Below are 19,797 nucleotides of genomic sequence, written 5' to 3'. Positions count from 1 at the left end.
ATTTTATGCAATTGTCCACGCAGGATGGACTTAACACGGACATTGAACTGTCCGGAGCATCATCTGCGGAGGAAACATCATGGAATTTTATCAGCGTGACAGAACGCTTCAGCCTGCTGGTTATGCGCCGATTTACAAAACGTCGGTTGCGCGTTCACCGCGCCAGTCCCTGCTGTCGCTTCAAGGGTCGCTGTCTGAAATCACCGGTCCGGTCTTTGGTCAGAACGAGCTGGGGCCGCTTGATAACGACCTGATCCGCAACTATGCCAAGGATGGCGATCCAATTGGTGAACGCATCATCGTGCATGGACGGGTTCTTGATGAAAACAACCGCCCGGTACCCAATACGCTGGTCGAATTCTGGCAGGCCAATGCCGGTGGTCGGTACCGCCACAAGAAAGATACCTATCTTGCGCCGATTGATCCGAACTTTGGTGGTTGTGGTCGGGCCCTGAGTGATGAAAACGGCTACTATTTCTTCCGCACCATCAAGCCGGGTCCGTATCCGTGGCGCAACTACGTCAATAGCTGGCGTCCGGCACATATCCATTTCTCGGTATTCGGATCCGGCTTTGCCCAGCGTTTGATCACCCAGATGTATTTCGAAGGTGATCCGCTTATCAAGGAATGCCCGATTGTCCATGTCATCCCGGACGAAGACGCAATTAACCGACTGATTGCGCCCATTGATCTGAAAGGGTCGGTGCCGCTCGATACCATAGCCTACAAGTTCGACATCGTTTTGCGAGGCCGTCGTTCAACCCTGTTTGAAAACCGTCTGGAAGGAAACTGAACCATGGTGCAGAACCTTGATTATCTCAAAGAAACAGCCTCCCAGACAGCAGGGCCCTATGTTCATATCGGGCTCATTCCCAAGCAGGCCGGTTTTGATATCTTTGAAAACAACTTCACCAACATTCTGGCTGATGAAAACACACGCGGCGAACGGATCATCATCGAAGGTCGGGTGATTGACGGCACCGGTACGCCGCTCCGTGATGCGTTGCTTGAAATCTGGCAGGCCAATGCGGACGGGCGATATAACAACGAACTCGATCGTCAGACATCCGGCAAGATTGATGACGACTTCCGTGGTTGGGGGCGAACGGGCACGGATTTTGATACGGCTGTCTATCGCTTTGAAACCATCAAACCGGGCGTGGTTGCCGGTCGCAATAATCGCGATATGGCCCCGCATATCAATTTCTGGATCGTGGCGCGCGGGATCAATATCGGCTTGAACACACGGATGTATTTCGCTGACGAAGCCGATAAAAATGCAAATGATCCGGTGCTGAACCTGATCGAGCAACACGAACGTCGCAAGACCCTGATCGCAACCCGCGATGACAGTGGGCCGATCCCGGTTTACCGGTTTGACATCATCTTGCAGGGTGACGGCGAAACTGTGTTTTTTGATATCTGAGCGCAACACCCAACGTAATGACAGCGCGGCACCCAAAATTGGGTGCCGCGTTTTTTTTATTTGGCTTGTCGTCTTAAAAAGTCTGATGCGGATGCTTATATCGACGATCATAAAAGCGGTGTGATAAATTAACCGCTGTCGAGGGTCCCAGATAAAAGAAAAGACCCCGGAGATCGAGAGTGAGAGTGTCTGCCTTGAACAAGTTGTTGCAGGTCGGAATCCGCGTGCAAGTCGCTTTGGCAACGGCGCTGCTGCTGGTTGGCCTGACTGTATTGATGAGCTTTGTGATTGGCAAGCGATCCGGTGCTGATCTGCAAACGCAGATCGGCCTTGGCGTTTCTGATATTGCGCGTCAGATGGCCGATGAGCTGGACCGTACCATGTGGACCCACCGTGGTGAGGTTTCGGTTCTCAGTACGCTTTCTGTCCTGCGCGAACTCCAAGACACCCAACAGATTTCCGATATTATCAATCGGCTGAGCGATGAAATCCCGATCTTTACCTGGATTGGCGTGCTTGACCAAGACGGGACGGTGGTTGCCGCCACCGACGATGTGTTACTGGGGGTCAATATTGCGCAACGCCCGGTGTACCAGTATGGCAAGAACGGCCAGTTCATCGGTGATGTTCACGATGCGAAATTGTTGGCTGAGAAATTCCCGCCGCATAACGGGGAGCCGATCCAGTTTGTCGATATTGCGGTTCCGCTGTTCAATAATGATGATCAGTTTACCGGTGTATTTGCCACCCATCTGAGTTGGGAATGGGCCGATAACGTCCGCAAAACCCTGTTCGCCGGGCAAGGCATCCATGGCGATGTCGAAATATTTGTAATATCCGAGGAGGGTACGGTTCTGTTGGGTGCCGACACAGCACTGGTAGGATCGTCGCTTGAACTTGATGCGCTTGAGCAGGCGCAGCAAAACAACATCGGATGGAAGATCAGCAAATGGCCCGGTGGCGCAGAATATCTCACCGGCTTCGCACCGGCGGATGGTCATCTTGATTACGCTGGATTGAACTGGTCAATTCTGGTGCGTCAGCCGGTCGACGAGGCGCTTGAACCCGTTCATGTCCTGCGCCGCGACATTATGGCGTGGGGGCTGCTTTTAAGTATCATCTTTAGCGTGATTGCATGGTGGGGTGCAGGATTCTTTGTCGGACCGATAGGTCATATGGCCCGTTCGATTGAGGAAATGAAACGTGGCGAGATTGATCGTCTTCCCGATGTCGATGGCGCACGGGAAATCAAAATCCTCTCAAACAGTCTGCAGTCGTTGCTCGCCAAACTTACGGAAAAGGACGCAGCCCTTGGCCAAATGGAACATATTGCCCATCACGATAACCTGACCGGACTTGGGAACCGCTTGGCACTTGATGTCTATTCTGAGCATGCTCTTGCCCGGGCGGATCGCCAGAAGTCGCAACTTGCGGTCATGATGCTGGATCTTGATGACTTTAAACCCATCAATGACGAGTTCGGTCATGCAGCAGGGGATGATGTGCTGCGTGAGGTTGCCCAACGTTTGCGCCACTGTGTGCGCGGTGATGATCTGGTTGTGCGTTTGGGTGGGGACGAGATGGTGGTCGTGTGCCACATGGAAAATAGTGCGGCGGCCGAAGCTTCCGTGCTGGCCGAACGGATTTTGAACGCTATCCAGATGCCGTTTATTACGGGGGGCACCCACGTTTCCATCCATATGAGCATCGGCATTGCCCTTTATCCGACGCAGGGCAGGACGATCGATGTCCTTCTCGATAAGGCCGACAATGCCTTGTACGCTGCGAAGTCAAAGGGCAAGAACTGTTTTGTGCTCTATTCCGATGACATTGCCCAGCCCGACAGAAGATCGTCTCTGACGCAAGAACGCGGGTTTTCTTGACTTTGCATCAGTGCATCGCAATAAGCATTCCATGACAATTTCATCGGAAAAAGAACTGGAACACTTGCGCAAAATTGGGCGGATTTGTGCGCGCGCGCGTGATGTCATGGGAGCGACCGTCGTGCCGGGGATCACCACGGCCGAGCTTGATCATATTGGGCGCAAGATTCTTGAAGATGCCGGGGCGGTTTCAGCACCCGAAAGCGAATACAAATTTCCCGGTGCGACCTGTATCAGTGTTAACGAGGCGGTTGCGCATGGCATTCCCGGTGATCAGGTTCTGGCTGACGGCGATCTGGTCAATATTGATGTTTCGGCGTCCCTTGAAGGATACTTCTCCGATACCGGCGCCAGCTTTATCTGCGGTACCGCAAGACCTGAATTGGCAAAACTGTGCGAGGATGGCAAGAAGGCCATGTGGACGGGTATCAAGGTCGTCCGTGATAAGGCCCCGATCCGCGAGATCGGGCTGAAGATCGAAAATTTTGCACGTAAGGGTGGCTATACCCTGATCCGCAACCTTGCCAGCCATGGCATTGGCAAATCACTGCATGAACATCCCCACACCATCCCGACTTGGGATGACCCCAAGGAACGACGTGCGCTTAAGAAGGGGCAAGTGATTACCATCGAGCCGTTTCTGTCACGTGGGGCAAAATGGGCCCTTGATAGTGAGGATGGCTGGACGCTTTATGCCGATACCGGTGATGCAACCGTACAGTATGAACATACCCTTGTTGTGACCGAAAAGGGATACGAGATCATGACTCTGGGCAATTGATTTCACCAAAAATGCTGCACTTTATGCTGCAGCATTTTATGCAACATAAAAGCCGCCCGAACGTGTCGGGCGGCTTTTGTCTTAGCTGTGCTTTGATACCGCAGCGCGATCAGGCGCCGTATTTTGCCTTCGCCTCGCGACGGCGCGCATGCAGAACCGGTTCGGTATACCCGTTTGGCTGTTCACGCCCTTTGAAGACCAGATCGCATGCCGCTGCAAAGGCAATGCTGTCATCAAAGTTCGGGGCCATATTGCGATAAGTCGGGTCACCTTCATTCTGCTTGTCGACAACGGCTGCCATGCGTTTCATGGTTTCCATCACCTGTTCTTCGCTGCACAGGCCATGATGGAGCCAGTTGGCGATATGCTGGCTTGAAATGCGCAGCGTTGCACGGTCTTCCATCAGGCCGACATCGTTGATGTCAGGCACTTTCGAGCAGCCGATGCCGCTATCGATCCAGCGCACCACGTAGCCGAGAATCCCCTGAGCATTGTTATCAAGCTCTTCCTGGATTTCGCTTGGCATCGGTTTGATGTCGCCCAGACGCGGGATCGACAGGATGTCATCGAGGCTTGCACGTTCGCGCTTGCCGATCTCGTCCTGCACCGCACGGACATCAACCTTATGATAGTGAATGGCATGCAGGGTTGCTGCCGTCGGCGACGGGACCCAGGCACATTTTGCACCGGCCTTGGGATGACCGATCTTGGCTTCCATCATCTCGGCCATGCGGTCCGGTTTGGCCCACATACCCTTGCCGATCTGGGCAACGCCTTTCATGCCGCATTCAAGGCCGATATCGACGTTCCAGTTTTCATAAGCCGCAATCCAGTACTGGTCCTTCATCGCTTCCTTACGGACCATCGGGCCAGCTTCCATGCTGGTGTGGATTTCATCACCGGTACGGTCAAGGAAGCCGGTATTGATGAAGACAACACGGTCCTTGGCTGCACGGATGCATTCCTTGAGGTTCACCGTCGTGCGGCGTTCCTCATCCATAATACCGACTTTGAGCGTATGTTCGGGCAGATCAATCGCCTGTTCAACAAAGCCAAACAGATCGTTGGTCAACTCGACCTCTTCTGGCCCGTGCATTTTGGGCTTCACGATATAGACGCTGCCATGGCGCGAGTTCGAAAGTTCGTTATTGCCGATCACGTCATGCTTGGCGATCAGGCTGGTGACCATGGCGTCAAGGAAGCCTTCCGGGACTTCATTGCCATTGGCATCAAGAACCGCATCGGTGGTCATCAGATGCCCGACATTACGGATCAGCATCAGGCTGCGGCCTGGCAAGACAACTTCGTTGCCATCCACACCCCGATAGGTCCGGTCCGGATTCAGGCGACGTGTAACTGTTTTGCCGCCCTTTACAAACTTTTCTTCAAGCGTGCCTTTCATCAGGCCAAGCCAGTTGCGATAGGCAAGCGTCTTGTCCTCGGCATCGACGGCGGCAATCGAATCTTCGCAGTCCTGAATGGTGCTGACTGCAGATTCCATGATTACGTCACAGACCCCGGCGGCATGTTCCTTGCCAATCGGATGGGTCGGATCGATATGGATTTCGATGTGCAGGCTGTGACGACGCAACAGAATGTCCGTCAGCTTGCCATCCTTTTCATTGTAACCAATGAACTGTGAGGGCAATTCAAGTGCGGTTTCGCTGCCATCCGACAGGGTCACAACAAGCGTCCACCAGCCGGATCCGTCTTCGCGCACTTCGTATTTGGTCGCGTCGGCATGCTTGCCGGTTGCAAGCGGGGCTGCTTCATCCAGGAACTCGGCGGCGTAGGCAACAACCGCCGCACCACGTTTCGGGTTAAAGGCCTTGGTTTTTTCCTTGCCGTCTTCCTCGTCGATGACGTCGGTGCCGTAAAGCGCGTCATACAGGCTACCCCAACGCGCATTGGCTGCATTCAGGGCATAGCGCGCATTCATCACCGGCACGACAAGCTGCGGTCCGGCAACCCGGCCGATTTCAGGATCGACATGGGTGGTGGTGATGTAGAAATCATCACCCTCGGGAAGAAGATAGCCGATCTCAGTCAGGAATTCCTTGTAGGCCGCCGGATCGCGTGCCTGATCCTGACGTGAAAGATGCCATTCGTCGATCTTGGCCTGCAATTCGTCGCGCTTTGCCAGCAGCGCCTTGTTGCGTGGTCCAAGTTCAGTGACGAGCTTTTCAAATGATGCCCAGAACTGATCGGAACTGATCCCTGTCCCCGGAATGACTTCGTTGGCTACCAGATCATGCAGAACTTTTGCAATCTGAAGGCCACCTTCTTGGATGCGTTGGGTCATGTTTTCTCTCACCAGACTTGGAACTGTTGCGGGCCATCAAGGCGCTTTGCCGACAATCACATCATGCGTGGCAAAGCCGACCCGCCTGTTGTTGGTTCACAACATATGGGTTGAAGCCGGGCTGGGTCCACAGGCTGTTTCAAATTTGTGGGATGTTTTCCGTATTATGGAAGCCCGCCCGGTGGGTGCTTAGCAGATCCTATTCAGGTTTTCTTCTCGCTATCCGTGTCCGGTTCATCACTGTCAGCGCCACCGTCATGCACATCATCTGTTGAGTCGGTGTCTGCCGGTTGAACCTGCCCGATGTCGTCCGGGTGGGCCGTGCCATCCGGCGTTAACGCATCTTCCAGATCGTGTGGATCAAACGGTTTGGGTTCAGCCTCTTCGTCGCTTGTGGCTGCGTCATTACCATCCTCGGTACTGATATCATCGGTAATCGGGGAGAGTTCAAATGCCATTGGCGTTGTACGCGGGACGGCGACGAACTGACCTTGTTCCTCGATCGAGATACGACGACCAAAGCCTGCGCGATACATCGCAAAGCTCGCAACAGAGACACCAATAATTGAAAACAGCACCGGCAGCGCCCACGGGCCGAAATAGCCAATGGCACTGGATCCCAGAAGCGGGCCACTGGCCGCCGACCCGCCATAAATGATCAGAAGGCCACCCGATGCAGGGACGATATCCTCTGGTTCGAGATAGTCATTGACATAGGCCACAGCCAGACCATAGACCGGCATGATAAACACACCCGTAATCCCGCCCCAGACGGAAAGATTGTCACGCACAAGGTCGGGTGCGATCAGCGGGAAAAGGCCGCAAATCGTCAATCCGACCAGAACGGCGATCATGACATATTGGCGTGGTACGCTGTCTGAAAGCTTGCCAATCGGGAACTGCATGATCATGCCGCCCAGAATGACAAAGAACATGAAATAGGCGACATCGTTGGTCGCAAGACCAAGGTCGGCGGCAAAAACCGGACCAACACCATAAACCGCTCCGGACAGCACGCCTGCGCCGGACGCGGCAACAAAGCCAAGCGGCGAGATTTTGTAAAGACGGCGGAACGTCATACGGTCACCACTGACCGCAGAAGGTGGCGGTTGACGGGTCAGTGCCAAAGGCACGAGTGACAGAGACAGCAAAACGGAAGCCACGGTAAACAGCTCAAAGCTGCTGACCGGTGCACCGTTCAGCAAGAGCTGACCAATCGCCAGACCGCCAAGCGACACTGTCATGTAGATGGCAATGGTACTGCCGCGCGATGTGTTGTCTGCCTGCGCGTTCAGCCAGCTTTCCACAACCAGATACAATCCCGACAGGCACAGGCCCGTCAAGGCGCGAAACAGCGACCAAGTAATCGGATCAACAAAGACTGCATGCAAAAGCGTGATGGCCGATCCGGTTGAGGCCAACGCGGCAAAGGTCCTAATATGCCCCACCCGGTTCACAAGGCTTGCGCCCCAGACAATCCCGGCAACAAAGCCGATATAATAGGATGCCATGATAATACCGGTATAGACCGGTGCAAATCCCTCGGCAGAGGCACGCAGAGCCAGCAAGGAAGATTGCAGGGATGATCCACTGTTCAGGGCAAAGGCCGCAAACAGTGTTGCAGACAATGCAATGATCAGGGCGACCGGCGAACGCGGCATGGTTTCCTCGTTTGAATTTCGTCAGGGCACGCACCCTGCGGTAATGGGATGAAACCTGTCAATCCCTACAAGCCGTTGGCGCATAAGTACTAACAGTGCATCTTGGTATAAACACTGCGATGCAAAACAAGTTCCCGTTAAATTTCTGTGCTTCCTTTAAGCTTGCTTTATATGCGCCCATAGTGCCGGTTTTGCGCAACTGCCATGTGAAAATGGGGCGTGCCTTGCGTTGAAATCGGCACTGAATGGCGAAAAATTCACAAGCTGCTTGACCTTGGGGGGATTGATGCTTTCTATGGACCGAAATCAGGCGCATTTTGCCAATATTCCTGCGAAACCGGATTGGATTTTGCGTCTCGCCACCAGACTTTTGGTTCACGGGAAATAACCGGCATTCAAGCCAAACTGTGAATCCACCATACAAGGGGAGGAAACCTTGAAAATTATGCGCACACTCGGCGTGATCGCCGCGGGTATGATGGCCTTGTCCGTGGCAAATGCCGCGCAGGCTGAAACGCGTGTCACGCTGAAGTCGGCAAAGGCCGCCTCATCCTATTATCAGATGGCTGCCCAGTTCGCCGAAGCCATGAAAACCGGTACCGATGGTGACATCATCGTCACGGTCGAGGAAAGTCAGGGTTCGGTTCAGAACGTCATGGAAGCCATGGTGCGTCCGGGCAATTACGTCTTTACCTCCCCGCCTGGTCTGGTTGGTCTGGCGCAAAAAGGCAAAGGCCCGTTTGACGGACGCCCGACCGAAAAATTTGCCGAGATCCGCGCCCTGTTCCCGATTCCGTCACTGACCATGCATTTCGTCATGCGTGCGGATTCCGGTGTCACCAGCTTCGCCGATCTCGAAGGCAAAACCGTTCTTTTGGGCAAGGGGTCCTTCGGGGCGCGTGAAGGTGAAAAATACCTCAAACTGTTCGGTCTTGAAGGTAAGGTCGATCTTGCGGACGCCGAGCTTTCGAACGCGGTTGCAGCCCTTAAAAACGGTCAGATTGATGGTTTCGTGACTGCTGGTTCCTGGCCCGCGCCGAACGTGATCGAGGCCGCAGCCGGCACCGATGTAAACGTTCTGTCGCTTTCTGAAGATCAGCTTGCGGAAACCAAGCGCGACAAAACAGTCATCCCTGCCGGGACTTATAACGGCCAGGACAGCGACATCACGACGTCTTCGCTGTCGGTTGTTGCCTTCTCCACCACCCAGATGGATGCCGATACAGCATATGAACTCACCAAAACCTTCTGGGAACAGAAGGCCAAAATGGGTGAAAGTTCTTCCTGGTGGAATGGTGTTAGCCCGGAAATGCTCGCCAACATCATCGGCAAAATGCATCCCGGCGCGCTGCGTTACTATGATGAAGTCGGTTTTAATATCCGCGATGATCAGCGTTAATCGCTGATCCATTCTCATGTTTAAGGCCCGGCAGTTTTGCCGGGCCATTTCTTATCAAGCAAGCCATTTACGACATGTCAGCCTCCTCACGCCCCTTCTGGATCGCCCTTGGCGCCGTCTCGATTGCTTTTCACCTGTGGCTGATTTTCTCAGGATTGGTTCCCAATCTGGTCAGTCGACCAATTCACATGGCACTGGCACTGCCTTGGGCCCTGATCTTTGTTGCCAAAACCCGCGCCCAGAAAATTTCGGGTATCATCCTGACTATTATCGGCTTGATCGGCTGTGGCTGGATTGTTGCCAACCACCAGACGCTTGGCGATCAGTATGGTTTTCTGATTGGCAACAGTCAGATTGCGTTGGCGGCCGCGTTGTTGCTGATCGTGCTTGAAATGGCGCGTCGTGCGATTGGTTGGCCACTGCCAACGGTGGCGGCGATTGCGCTGCTTTATGCGTTGTTCGGTCAATATGTCCCCGGCGAATTCGGCCATGCCGGATTGCCGGTCGAGAGCATGTTGGGCACGCTGACAATTGCCGAGGGTGGCCTTTGGGGCAGCTTGACCGGTGTGTCTGTCAATATCGTCGCAATCTTTGTGATTTTTGGTGCGGTTCTGAATGGTGGCGAGGCCGGACAGGGTTTCATGAATGTCGCAGGTGCGGCGGCCGGACGACTCAAGGGTGGGGCGGCCAAGGTTTCGGTGGTGTCTTCAGCCCTGTTTGGCTCGATATCGGGTTCTGCGTCGGCCAACGTGGCATCGACCGGTGCGATTACACTGCCAGCCATGACCAAACTTGGATATCCCAAGCGCCTTGCCGCGGCGGTTGAGGCCGTGGCGTCAAGCGGTGGGCAGATCATGCCACCGCTGATGGGGGCAGGCGCCTTTGTGATGGTGGAACTGACCGGAAAGCCCTATGTCGAGATCATGGTCGCGGCGATCCTGCCGGCGGTCTTGTATTTTCTGGCCGTCTGGGTCGGCATCAATGCCTTTGCCATGCGATTTGATTTGCCCGGCGTGCCAAAGGAAGAACGCCCGAATATGCGTGCAGTCCTGATCACATCAGGTTTCTTCCTTGTACCTTTTACCATTTTGCTGTGGGGCATGTTTGGCGGTGGATACACGCCGCAATATGCTGCCTGTCTTGCGCTTCTGGCCGGGGCAGCGTTGCTGTTTCTTGATGCCGATCTGACGGTTGATCTTGCGCGCAGCAAGGAACGTTTCACTGATGTGTGCCTGAATGCTGGGCGTCAGGTGGCGATGATCGGTTCGATCATTCTGTGCGCCTCAATCGTAATCGGGGTGCTCGGCCTGACCGGGCTTGGTGTCAAGATTACCTCGCTTCTGATTTCCGGATCGGGCGGCATGTTGTGGCCAGCGCTTCTTCTGACCGCACTGGCCTGTCTCATTTTGGGCATGGAAGTCCCGACCACGGCGGCTTATGTGATTTGCGTGTCGGTTGCGGGGCCCGCCTTGATCGAACTGGGCCTGGAGCCTCTTCAGGCGCACCTGTTTGTCTTCTGGTTTGCCTTGCTGTCGACCATCACACCCCCGGTCTGCGGGGCGGTGTTTATTGCCGCCGGTATGGTTGAGGAAAACTGGCTGAAGGTCGCCGGAACCGCGATGGCGCTTGGCATCGGGCTTTATATCGTGCCACTGGCGATGATTGCTAACCGCACCCTGATCGATCTTGGAAATGATCCCTTATGGGCGGTGATCGCTGGACTGAAGGTTGCAGCTGGTCTGACAGCCATTTCATATGGACTGATATCACCCCGACCTGTTTGGATGCGGATCGGATCAGTGGTGCTGGGCGGTACCGTCATTTTTGCCCTGGGCGTCTAGTCTTCTGGTACCAAAAAGGGTCGACAGTTTCCTGTCGACCCTTTTTGTATTGAGGGAAATGAAGTCCAATCTTAAGCGGTCGCGCGTCCGCCGCGCGGCCCGGCAAAGAACCAGATAATCAGGCCAAGGACCGGCAGGACAACAACAAGCACAGTCCACAGGACTTTTGACCCGGTGCTGGCACCACTGCCCATGATATTAACGATGGCCCAGATGTCGGCAATCAGGACAAGAAGTCCAATAATTCCACCATATTCAAGCATGTTCCAACCTCACAAATGTTGCAGCGGTATTTGCACCGCGCTTACAACTCAAACGATTGATTTTCTCAATTGTTCCCGCATTACCTAAATCCGGGGTTCAGTGAGGTGTATTCAAGCAGTCCAGGCCCGACCCCTAGACCACCTGTCCGGCGGACCAGCCCGATGACCAGGCCCACTGGAAATTAAAACCGCCAAGATGACCTGTGACATCAACCACTTCGCCGATGAAATAGAGACCGGGTACGTCGCGTGCTTCCATGGTTTTTGAAGACAGGGCATTGGTGTCGACCCCGCCAATCGTGACCTCGGCTGTGCGATATCCCTCCGTCCCGCTGGGCTTGAGGGCCCATTGATTGACATCCATCGCAAGTTTGCGAAGCGCCTTGTCGCCGGTCTCGCCAATCGGACGATCAAGGCCATGGGTGGCAGTCATCATCTGGGCAAGGCGGTTTGGCAGGATGCGTGACAGAACCGTATGGACAGCCTGTTTCGGGTTTTCGCCCTTGGCCGTTTTCAGAAGTTCGAACGCGTCTTCTTCCGGATTGAGGTTGACTGTAATGGCGTCACCTTCGTTCCAATAGGATGAAATCTGCAGGATCGATGGCCCGGAAAGGCCGCGATGCGTGAACAGTAGACCTTCGCGGAATTGTTTCTTGTTGCATTGAACGATGGCATCAACGGAAATGCCCGAAAGCTCGCCGGTGCGTGCGCGCAGATCAGGATCAAAAACGAACGGGACAAGAGCCGCACGGGTTGGAATGACATTGATGCCAAACTGGCGCGCGATCTGATAGCCAAACCCGGTGGCACCGATTTTCGGGATCGACAGGCCGCCGCATGCGACCACCAGCGACTCACAGGTCCATTGCGCGCCGGTGCGCGTCGTGACGTCAAACCCGCTATCTTCGCGCTTCGTGATGCCAGAAATTTCGGTATTGAGCTTGATCGTCACATCGGCGTCTTCGCATTCGTCAAGCAACATATCAATGATCTGAAAGGACGATTCATCGCAAAAAAGCTGCCCCAAAGTCTTTTCATGCCATCCGATATTATGGCGGTTCACCAGATCAAGAAAGTCATGCTGGGTATAACGTTTGAGCGCCGATACACAGAAACGCTTGTTTTCTGACAGGAAGTTTTCCGGGCTGGTATGGATGTTGGTGAAATTGCAGCGCCCGCCACCGGAAATGCGAATTTTTTCTGCCGGTTTGGCTGAATGATCAACCACAACCACAGACCGCCCGCGTTTTCCCGCTTCAATCGCGCACATCAGGCCGGCAGCACCCGCCCCGATGACAAGAACATCAATCTTTTTCAAGCCCGTCAGATCCATTCATATGAGTTTCGGACCTGCTTATACGTGGAAATCGTTGTGTTGTCAGTGCCAGCAGCGCAAATAGCTATTGGGCTGCGATGTTTCTGGGAATATCACTTTCTGTAGCAGTGGTTTTCGAGGAGCCCTCGTCCTCGACGATCTGCTTTTCGCTGGCAATCTGATTGCGGCCATTTTCCTTGGCAAAATAAAGTGCCTTGTCGGCACGTTCGATGAGTTTTGCCGCCGGTTCACCGGGGCGGAATTCGGCAACACCAAATGATGCCGTGACCTTGCCGATAATTGTTTTTCCGCTTTTGGTCACGACCTTGTGGCTTTCAATATAGCGACGCAAATGATCACCAAACAGCATGGCGTTGCCAAGTGACGTGCTGGGCAGAATGATGGCAAACTCTTCGCCGCCATAACGTGCTGCGGTATCCTGACCTTTGACATTGCGTCTAAGGGATTCCGCCATCAGTCGGATCACCTGATCGCCAATCTGATGGCCATAGGCGTCGTTGAACTTCTTGAAATGATCAATATCAAGCAACAGCAGGCTCAACGGTTGGTCATCCTCCATCGCGTGCATCATGCCTTCGCGCAATTGCATGTCAAAAGCCTTGCGGTTGGCGATGCCGGTCAAGCCATCTGTCAGGGCTTCGCGTTTGAGGTTTTCCATATCTTCGCGCAGCCGGGTAATTTCCGACGAACTGTTGGTCAACCGGCTTTCAAGCGTGCGGTTAACACCTTCCATGTCGCGGGTGGCACCAAGCAAAGTATGAAGCGCGTGCTCAAGGTTGCTCAGATCGCGGTTCTTGTCTCCGACATAGGAACAGAAGTGATCCAGAGCCTTGTTGTACTTCCGGGTGTCTATGCCGACCTTGTTGACCGTATCAAGGATGCTGCCCAACTGTTCGCGCAAGTCATTTGAAATGCGCTCTATGATTTCGTTTTCGCGTTTGTCACTGAAAAACCGGGTGTGAAGTTCTTCGCATTGCGCCTCATCGAATGCACGATGGTTGCTGCGCAGAATGTCAATTGTGCGACACAGATCAAAGTTGGTTTTTGCGACATAGGTAAAGAATATCTGGAAGTTGTCAGGGTGTGACATCACCCCCAGTTCCGCCATTACCCTCAGGGCGGCGTTGGTGTGCTGCTGTGCCTGAAAATGATTAAGACCGTGTCCGCTCATCGCGTGCCTGCAGTAGAATTATATCCCTGAATGTCGCGGGATAATCCTATGCAAATCAATATGAAAACGGTTTGATGTAGATCAGAGGTTGTGCAGGTATTTGCGGTGGTTGGTGCCGAAATTTCACCCGGACAGGCCTGAACTATGCACTTTGGGCGTGTTTGATCTGTTGCGGCGGCAGATCATCCTGAGACATCACACAATTACGCCCATTGGCCTTGGCCAGATACAGGGCCTTGTCAGCGCGTTCGATAACGCGTGTAAGCGGTTCACCCAACTGGTAGGTCGCAACGCCAATTGACGCAGTGATCCGGCCAATATCTTCGTTACGGTTTTCACTTTTGAGGTGCAGTTGTTCAATCGTGCAGCGAATGTTCTCTGCGACCCGCATGGCATCACAAGGGGCCGTCGCCGGAAGGATAACGGCAAATTCTTCGCCGCCATAGCGTGCCGTTGTATCGCGCCCTTTGACATTCTGCTGCAGGGCTTTTGCCAATGTGCGGATGACCTGATCGCCCGCCTGATGGCCATATGTGTCATTGATTCTCTTGAAGTGATCAATGTCGATCAGAAGGACGCTAAGGCAGTCACCGCCTTCCATGGTGGCCATGGCAGCATTGCGCAGGCTTTCGTCAAAGGCCTTGCGGTTGGCGATACCCGTCAGACCGTCGGTGTGGGCTTCACGCTTCATTTCCTCCAGATCAAGCAGAAGCTGGGTAACTTCAGGCTGAGCCGGATCGGATTTATTGTCAGTGACGAGTTCTGTTTTCGCCGTCTGCCCACTGGTGTTTCCAAACAGATTGTTGGCCGCGGCTCTTAGCGCATCTGCGTTGATATGGTCTTTGCCTTGGGACAAAGAGCTTATCAGCTCGGAAAGCTGGCGTTGCAGATCATTTGAAACGGCTTCGCGCAGAAGTTCGACCCGGGCCGGTTCAATAAAGCGCTGATAAAGCTCGTGGCATTTCAGATCATCAAGATCGCGCTGGTTACTTCGCAGGATATCTATCAGTGCCACAAGGTCGTCATTCGATTTTTCGACATAGGCAAAGAACACCGCGAAATTGATCGGGTTGGCGCTCAGGCCCAACTCGGTGATCAAATCCAGCGTTTCACGCGACAACGCTCGGGAACGCTGTCGATATTGTTCTTGCTGCGGCATTGAAGTCCTGAATGAGGAATTTGGTATTACAAGCAACTTTATAAGTGTACGCGCGCCTATTGTGCGAATGCGTTATATCAGTTTTATGATATGCGCGTACAGAGTGTGTAAGTTGTAATTTTATTGGTTTGTTCAAGTATGTTCGCTAGGGTCTGAATTATCGGGAAACGTTATCGGTCCAAAGAACAAAAAGCGGGAAAACAAGATGCGAATTAAAACGGGTTTGAGCGCCACCGTAACGGTGATGCTTGTCGTTATCCTGTTTGGCGGCATGGCCGCAGCCCAGGACAGTGGTGCGACAGACCAAACAACCGTGAACGGGCAGGTGACCGATAGCACGACCGAAAACCCGGCAATTGATTATCGCCCGCTGTCTGCCGAAGAACGCTCCAACATGCCGCCGCTAATGGAACGCTATGTCCTTGATGAATTGAAAAACCTGCGTACCGAGATGCAGGGCATGCGCGCCGAATTACTGCGCGAAGTTGTCAACCGGCAGCTCGAGGCCATCGACAAGGCAATTTCCTATTCGTCGAACACCGTGACCTATTTCTTCTATTTCGTGGCCGCCGTCGGTGCGCTTTTGACCATGCTGGGCTGGCAGTCCCTGCGCGAGTTGAAATCAAGTGTTCGCAATCTGGCCAACACCGAATTGCAGCGTTTGTCGCAGGAATTCGAAGGGCGTCTGACCTCGCTTGAAAATGAACTGCTGCTGAAATCCAAGCTGATCAACGAACATCAGCATGAGATCGAACGCACCCAGACCATTCATGCGCTTTGGCTGCAGGCCAATCAGTTGGGCAACCCGCGGGCAAAGATCGAAACCTATGACAAGATCCTCGAACTCGCACCCGGTGATCCCGAAGTCATGGCATATAAGGCCGATGCCGCCTTGCAGCTTGGCGATCGTGACTGGGCGCTAAGTCTTTGCAACCGATTGCTGGCCGAGGAACCCGAAAGTGCGAATGGGCATTATCAGCGCGCTTGTGCCAATGCTGGTCTTGGCTTTAAGGAAGCCGCCTTGGCCGATCTTCGGCGTGCAGTCGAACTTTCTGATTCCATGCGCCAACCGGCCTGGAACGAAGAAGAATTCGAACCGCTTCGCGATATGCCGGAATTCACCGAAATTCTCGGCAGCAAGGATGACTTGCCACCGGCCGAATAGTTTCGGTGTTTTTCAAACCTGAAATACAAAAAGCCCTGCAATATTGTTGCAGGGCTTTTGTTATGCGGGCTGATAAGTCACTTAACTGCTGGGCAGTTCGTTCCACAGCGGATGGATCGGCGCGACATCTTCTTCGATTTTGGTAAAGCGCGCATCGCAATCAAAGAAATAGTTGTCGGTCAGGTCATCATTAACTTGGGAAACTTCGCCAACAATCACCGGACCCTTGCCCTCTTCACCATAGAAGCGGTGAATAAGGGTGCGCGGCAGCGTAACACTTTGACCCGGCTCAAGAACAACCTTGCCACCAGCAGGCAGGACGTTGAGTTTGCCATCGGTACGCACGCGAACTTCGTTCTTGCGGTCCATCTGGCCATCTTCGGTCAAGTTGCAAAGCTCGATCACAAGGTTGCCGCCACCACGGACAATGATGTCTTCCATTTTGACCTTGTGGTAGTGCCACGGGCATTCCTGATTCTCGCCGACGATCATGATTTTTTCGGCATAGGGCACTTCGCCCGGTTGGCGCAGGATGCCGTTGCGCAAACAAAACAGGATCAGGCCACGCTTCTCAAAATTGCCTTCGCCGTAATCGGTGACATCCCAGCCCATCTGATGGTCGCGGCACCATTTTGCAAGATCGGGTTCGGCTTCCCACTGGGCCGGGCTGTAATGAGCCCATTCCGGCAATTTGAATGCGATCGATGCATAAAGTTCCTTGGCATGCTCGATACAGGCATTGATTTCAGAGCGCAGCATGGTCGACCTCTTTTGGCATTTGGTGCGGTTGATTTGGCCGGGTTTTACCATGCCCGGCTGGTGAAGGCGACAGTTTTTGAATGCATTCAAAACATTTTGGTTGAGAGCATTCTTGTTGTCGATTGATGGATCAAGCTGCCCCGCAATCGCCGTTTTTTATCGCAATACAGGGAAAGTCATACAGTGCGATATTATATCTACGAGATCGCCCGGAACCGAACAGGGGAACTGCATCATGGCGCAATCATCATCGGGATTTGCCAAAGTTGTCGCTGCCATCGTTGTCGCAGGTGGATTGGCGGCATCAGGATGGCTGGTGGGTACTGGCATTGAAAACATGCGCTCGCTTGATCGCTATGTCACGGTCAAGGGATTGGCCGAACGCGATGTAAAGGCCGACAAGGCCGTCTGGCCGATCACCTATGTCGCAACCGACGATGTGCTGCAAAATGCGCAGGCCAAGATCGAAAGTGACACCGACGCACTTTATGCCTTCCTTGCCAGCCATGGCATTACCCGTGACAATACCGAATTGCAAAACCTGCAAGTGACCGATCAGCTGGCGCAATCCTATCGATCCGGGCCGATTGAAAGTCGCTATATCGTCAATCAAACCATTCAGGTCCGCACAGATGATGTCGATGCAGTGGTTGCCGCGTCACAGGATATCGGCAAGCTGCTGCAAGGCGGCATCGTGCTGGGCGGGCAGGGCTATAACCCGGGGCCAAGTTACCTGTTCACGGGCCTTAATGACATCAAACCTAAAATGATCGCGGCGGCCACGGCCAATGCCCGCGAAGCGGCGTTGCAATTTGCCGCGGACTCCGGTGGGCAACTTGGAGGTATCCGGCGTGCGACACAGGGCCTTTTTCAGATTTTGGCAGCTGATGGCGCACCCAACATGATGGAAGCCAACCAGATCAACAAAACCGTGCGCGTGGTCACCACCATGGAATATCTCATCCGCGATTAGTTGACAGCTTCGCCAAAGTTGGTTTTATGCCCGCCATGGCGCAATTGATCCTGTTTAACAAACCCTATGGCGTTTTGACCCAGTTCACCGACCGTGAGAACGGTCGGGCGACCTTGGCCGACTATATCAATTTGCCCGGCGTATACGCCGCGGGCAGACTTGATCGCGACAGCGAGGGTTTGTTGCTTCTGACCGATAACGGGCCACTTAATGCCCAGATTGCCCATCCGAAATTCAAAAAACCCAAGACCTACCTTGTGCAGGTCGATGGCGAACCAACCGACGCCGCACTCGAAGAGCTGCGCAACGGCGTTGAGCTTAAAGACGGCATGACGTTGCCTGCGAAGGCCCGGCGGATTGATGAACCGGCCGGGCTTTGGGAACGTGATCCCCCGGTACGCTATCGCAAGGCGATCCCGACAAGCTGGATCGAACTGACCATTACCGAGGGCAAAAACCGACAGGTACGGCGCATGACCGCTGCGGTCGGTTTTCCGACCTTGCGCCTGATCAGACATGCCATCGGCGATTGGACACTGGATGGTCTGGCCCCGGGCGAATGGAAAACCATCGAGGTCGACGCACCGTCCTCCACCCATCGCAGGCTGTCCCAGGGATCGGTGAAACCACCGCGACGCAAACGCAGTGACCCAAACAATACTACGAAAAATGTTTCGGGGACCGGGCAAGCCATGCCGGACCGTCCGAAACCCGCACGCCACCGCTCGCGCCCGAAGAAAGGATAAGCCGCCATGCTGAGTTACCTGCACGGCTTTCATGCCGGGAACTTTGCCGACATGCACAAGCATGCCGCCCTTTGGCTGGTGCTTGAACATCTGCGCAAAAAGAAAAAGCCGTTCTGCGTAATTGATACCCATGCCGGATCGGGTTGGTACGACCTTGGCAGTGAACAGGCGGCCAAAACCGGTGAATGGAAAGACGGATATGCGCGCGCGAAGGACGGGGCGAATGCACCCGAAATGCTGCAGCATTTTCTAAGTTATGTCGCCGCGTTTGATCCAGTCGCAAAGGGACGCGACTATGGTGTGCGAGAAGGGGATGATTATCACGGTCCGTTTTATCCGGGATCACCATTTATCGTGCGCGATATGCTGCGCGAAGATGATGAATTGGTCCTGATGGAACTTCATCCGCGCGAACATGAAATGCTTCATCACAGGGTGAAGCGCGACGGGCGCATTCATTTGCATAAACGCGATGGCTATGAAGGCGTGGTCGGCATGATGCCACCCGCCATTCGTCGCGGTTTGGTCCTGATGGATCCCAGCTATGACGTAAAACAGGACTATCAAAAGGCCGCCAAGGCCGTGCGCGATGCGTGGGAAAAATGGCCGACCGCGACATTCATGTTGTGGTACCCGGTCCTTGAAGACGGATTTGATGCGGAGCTTCGCACGTCATTCGGGGCAATCAAGGCAGCAGGCGGCGTTTTGTGTGCCGAACTTGCCACCGATCAGGGTGGTGCAAAGGGGCGCATGCGCGGTACCGGTCTTCTGGTCGTGAACCCGCCTTGGCAGTTTGATCAGCAGCTTGGGGATATCGGTAACTGGATTGCCAAAACCTGCAAGCTGCCCGGACCGGCAAAACATCACATGCGCTGGCTGGTGCCAGCCACATAGAAAAAAGGCCCCGAAGGCTTTGTGCCAACGGGACCTCG

Annotated in this window: 17 protein-coding genes; 10 read left to right on the top strand and 7 right to left on the bottom strand. The window is 54.0% G+C overall.

Annotated features, from left to right (window positions below; genetic code table 11):
* Positions 1–79: 79 nt before the first annotated feature.
* From pcaH to map, 4 genes are all read left to right on the top strand, one after another.
* Positions 80–793, top strand: coding sequence for a protocatechuate 3,4-dioxygenase subunit beta (gene pcaH / locus HED22_RS13800; RefSeq protein WP_167723156.1), 714 nt, complete (start codon positions 80–82; stop codon positions 791–793).
* A gap of 3 nt (positions 794–796) precedes the next feature.
* Entirely contained in the window at positions 797–1,426 is a 630-nt protein-coding gene (pcaG, locus tag HED22_RS13795) for a protocatechuate 3,4-dioxygenase subunit alpha (protein ID WP_167723154.1), read from the top strand.
* A gap of 194 nt (positions 1,427–1,620) precedes the next feature.
* Complete coding sequence (locus HED22_RS13790; protein ID WP_167723151.1) at positions 1,621–3,309, top strand: GGDEF domain-containing protein; 1,689 nt, start codon at positions 1,621–1,623, stop codon at positions 3,307–3,309.
* Between the two features lie 31 nt (positions 3,310–3,340).
* Positions 3,341–4,090 carry a type I methionyl aminopeptidase gene (gene map, locus HED22_RS13785; RefSeq protein ID WP_167723149.1) on the top strand — a complete coding sequence of 250 codons (750 nt, stop codon included), beginning with the start codon at positions 3,341–3,343 and terminating at the stop codon, positions 4,088–4,090.
* 109 nt (positions 4,091–4,199) lie between these two features.
* Here the strand turns inward: map and HED22_RS13780 are convergent, their stop codons facing one another.
* Both HED22_RS13780 and HED22_RS13775 read right to left on the bottom strand, forming a co-directional pair.
* On the bottom strand, positions 4,200–6,392 hold the full coding sequence (locus HED22_RS13780; RefSeq protein WP_167723147.1) for a malate synthase G: 2,193 nt from the start codon (positions 6,390–6,392) through the stop codon (positions 4,200–4,202).
* A gap of 203 nt (positions 6,393–6,595) precedes the next feature.
* Positions 6,596–8,053, bottom strand: a complete 1,458-nt coding sequence (locus tag HED22_RS13775) for an MFS transporter (RefSeq protein WP_167723145.1) — start codon at positions 8,051–8,053, stop codon at positions 6,596–6,598.
* A 445-nt stretch (positions 8,054–8,498) separates the two neighbouring features.
* Here HED22_RS13775 and HED22_RS13770 point away from each other — a divergent pair, with 445 nt between their 5' ends.
* Together HED22_RS13770 and HED22_RS13765 are read left to right on the top strand one after the other, a co-directional pair.
* Positions 8,499–9,452: a TAXI family TRAP transporter solute-binding subunit gene (locus HED22_RS13770; protein WP_167723300.1), complete on the top strand. Its 954-nt coding sequence runs from the start codon at positions 8,499–8,501 to the stop codon at positions 9,450–9,452.
* 74 nt (positions 9,453–9,526) lie between these two features.
* Entirely contained in the window at positions 9,527–11,293 is a 1,767-nt protein-coding gene (locus tag HED22_RS13765; protein WP_167723143.1) for a TRAP transporter fused permease subunit, read from the top strand.
* A gap of 71 nt (positions 11,294–11,364) precedes the next feature.
* Here the strand turns inward: HED22_RS13765 and HED22_RS13760 are convergent, their stop codons facing one another.
* The 4 genes from HED22_RS13760 to HED22_RS13745 form a co-directional block, all read right to left on the bottom strand.
* Entirely contained in the window at positions 11,365–11,556 is a 192-nt protein-coding gene (locus tag HED22_RS13760; protein ID WP_167723142.1) for a PLDc N-terminal domain-containing protein, read from the bottom strand.
* A 133-nt stretch (positions 11,557–11,689) separates the two neighbouring features.
* Entirely contained in the window at positions 11,690–12,874 is a 1,185-nt protein-coding gene (locus HED22_RS13755) for an NAD(P)/FAD-dependent oxidoreductase (RefSeq protein WP_167723140.1), read from the bottom strand.
* Between the two features lie 82 nt (positions 12,875–12,956).
* Entirely contained in the window at positions 12,957–14,063 is a 1,107-nt protein-coding gene (locus HED22_RS13750) for a GGDEF domain-containing protein (RefSeq protein WP_167723138.1), read from the bottom strand.
* A gap of 142 nt (positions 14,064–14,205) precedes the next feature.
* Positions 14,206–15,222, bottom strand: coding sequence for a GGDEF domain-containing protein (locus tag HED22_RS13745; protein WP_167723136.1), 1,017 nt, complete (start codon positions 15,220–15,222; stop codon positions 14,206–14,208).
* Between the two features lie 205 nt (positions 15,223–15,427).
* On the opposite strand from HED22_RS13745, the gene HED22_RS13740 reads away from it, so the two are divergent.
* Complete coding sequence (locus HED22_RS13740; RefSeq protein ID WP_167723134.1) at positions 15,428–16,387, top strand: tetratricopeptide repeat protein; 960 nt, start codon at positions 15,428–15,430, stop codon at positions 16,385–16,387.
* A gap of 81 nt (positions 16,388–16,468) precedes the next feature.
* Here the strand turns inward: HED22_RS13740 and HED22_RS13735 are convergent, their stop codons facing one another.
* Positions 16,469–17,146 carry a D-lyxose/D-mannose family sugar isomerase gene (locus HED22_RS13735; RefSeq protein WP_167723131.1) on the bottom strand — a complete coding sequence of 226 codons (678 nt, stop codon included), beginning with the start codon at positions 17,144–17,146 and terminating at the stop codon, positions 16,469–16,471.
* A gap of 235 nt (positions 17,147–17,381) precedes the next feature.
* Here HED22_RS13735 and HED22_RS13730 point away from each other — a divergent pair, with 235 nt between their 5' ends.
* The 3 genes from HED22_RS13730 to HED22_RS13720 are packed head-to-tail and all read left to right on the top strand — an operon-like array spanning position 17,382 to position 19,759.
* Positions 17,382–18,119 (top strand): SIMPL domain-containing protein, encoded by a 738-nt coding sequence (locus tag HED22_RS13730; RefSeq protein ID WP_175581239.1) that lies wholly within the window; start codon positions 17,382–17,384, stop codon positions 18,117–18,119.
* Between the two features lie 35 nt (positions 18,120–18,154).
* A complete protein-coding gene (locus HED22_RS13725; protein WP_167723128.1) occupies positions 18,155–18,865 on the top strand; it encodes an rRNA large subunit pseudouridine synthase E in 711 nt (236 codons plus the stop codon).
* A 6-nt stretch (positions 18,866–18,871) separates the two neighbouring features.
* Entirely contained in the window at positions 18,872–19,759 is an 888-nt protein-coding gene (locus HED22_RS13720) for a 23S rRNA (adenine(2030)-N(6))-methyltransferase RlmJ (protein WP_167723126.1), read from the top strand.
* The last annotated feature ends 38 nt before the right edge of the window (positions 19,760–19,797 follow it).

Origin of the sequence: Thalassospira sp. HF15 (genome assembly GCF_011806525.1) — a bacterium.
Lineage (GTDB): Bacteria > Pseudomonadota > Alphaproteobacteria > Rhodospirillales > Thalassospiraceae > Thalassospira.
The sequence above is the reverse complement of the archived record's forward strand: the minus strand, read 5'-3'. Positions and strand labels throughout refer to the sequence as shown.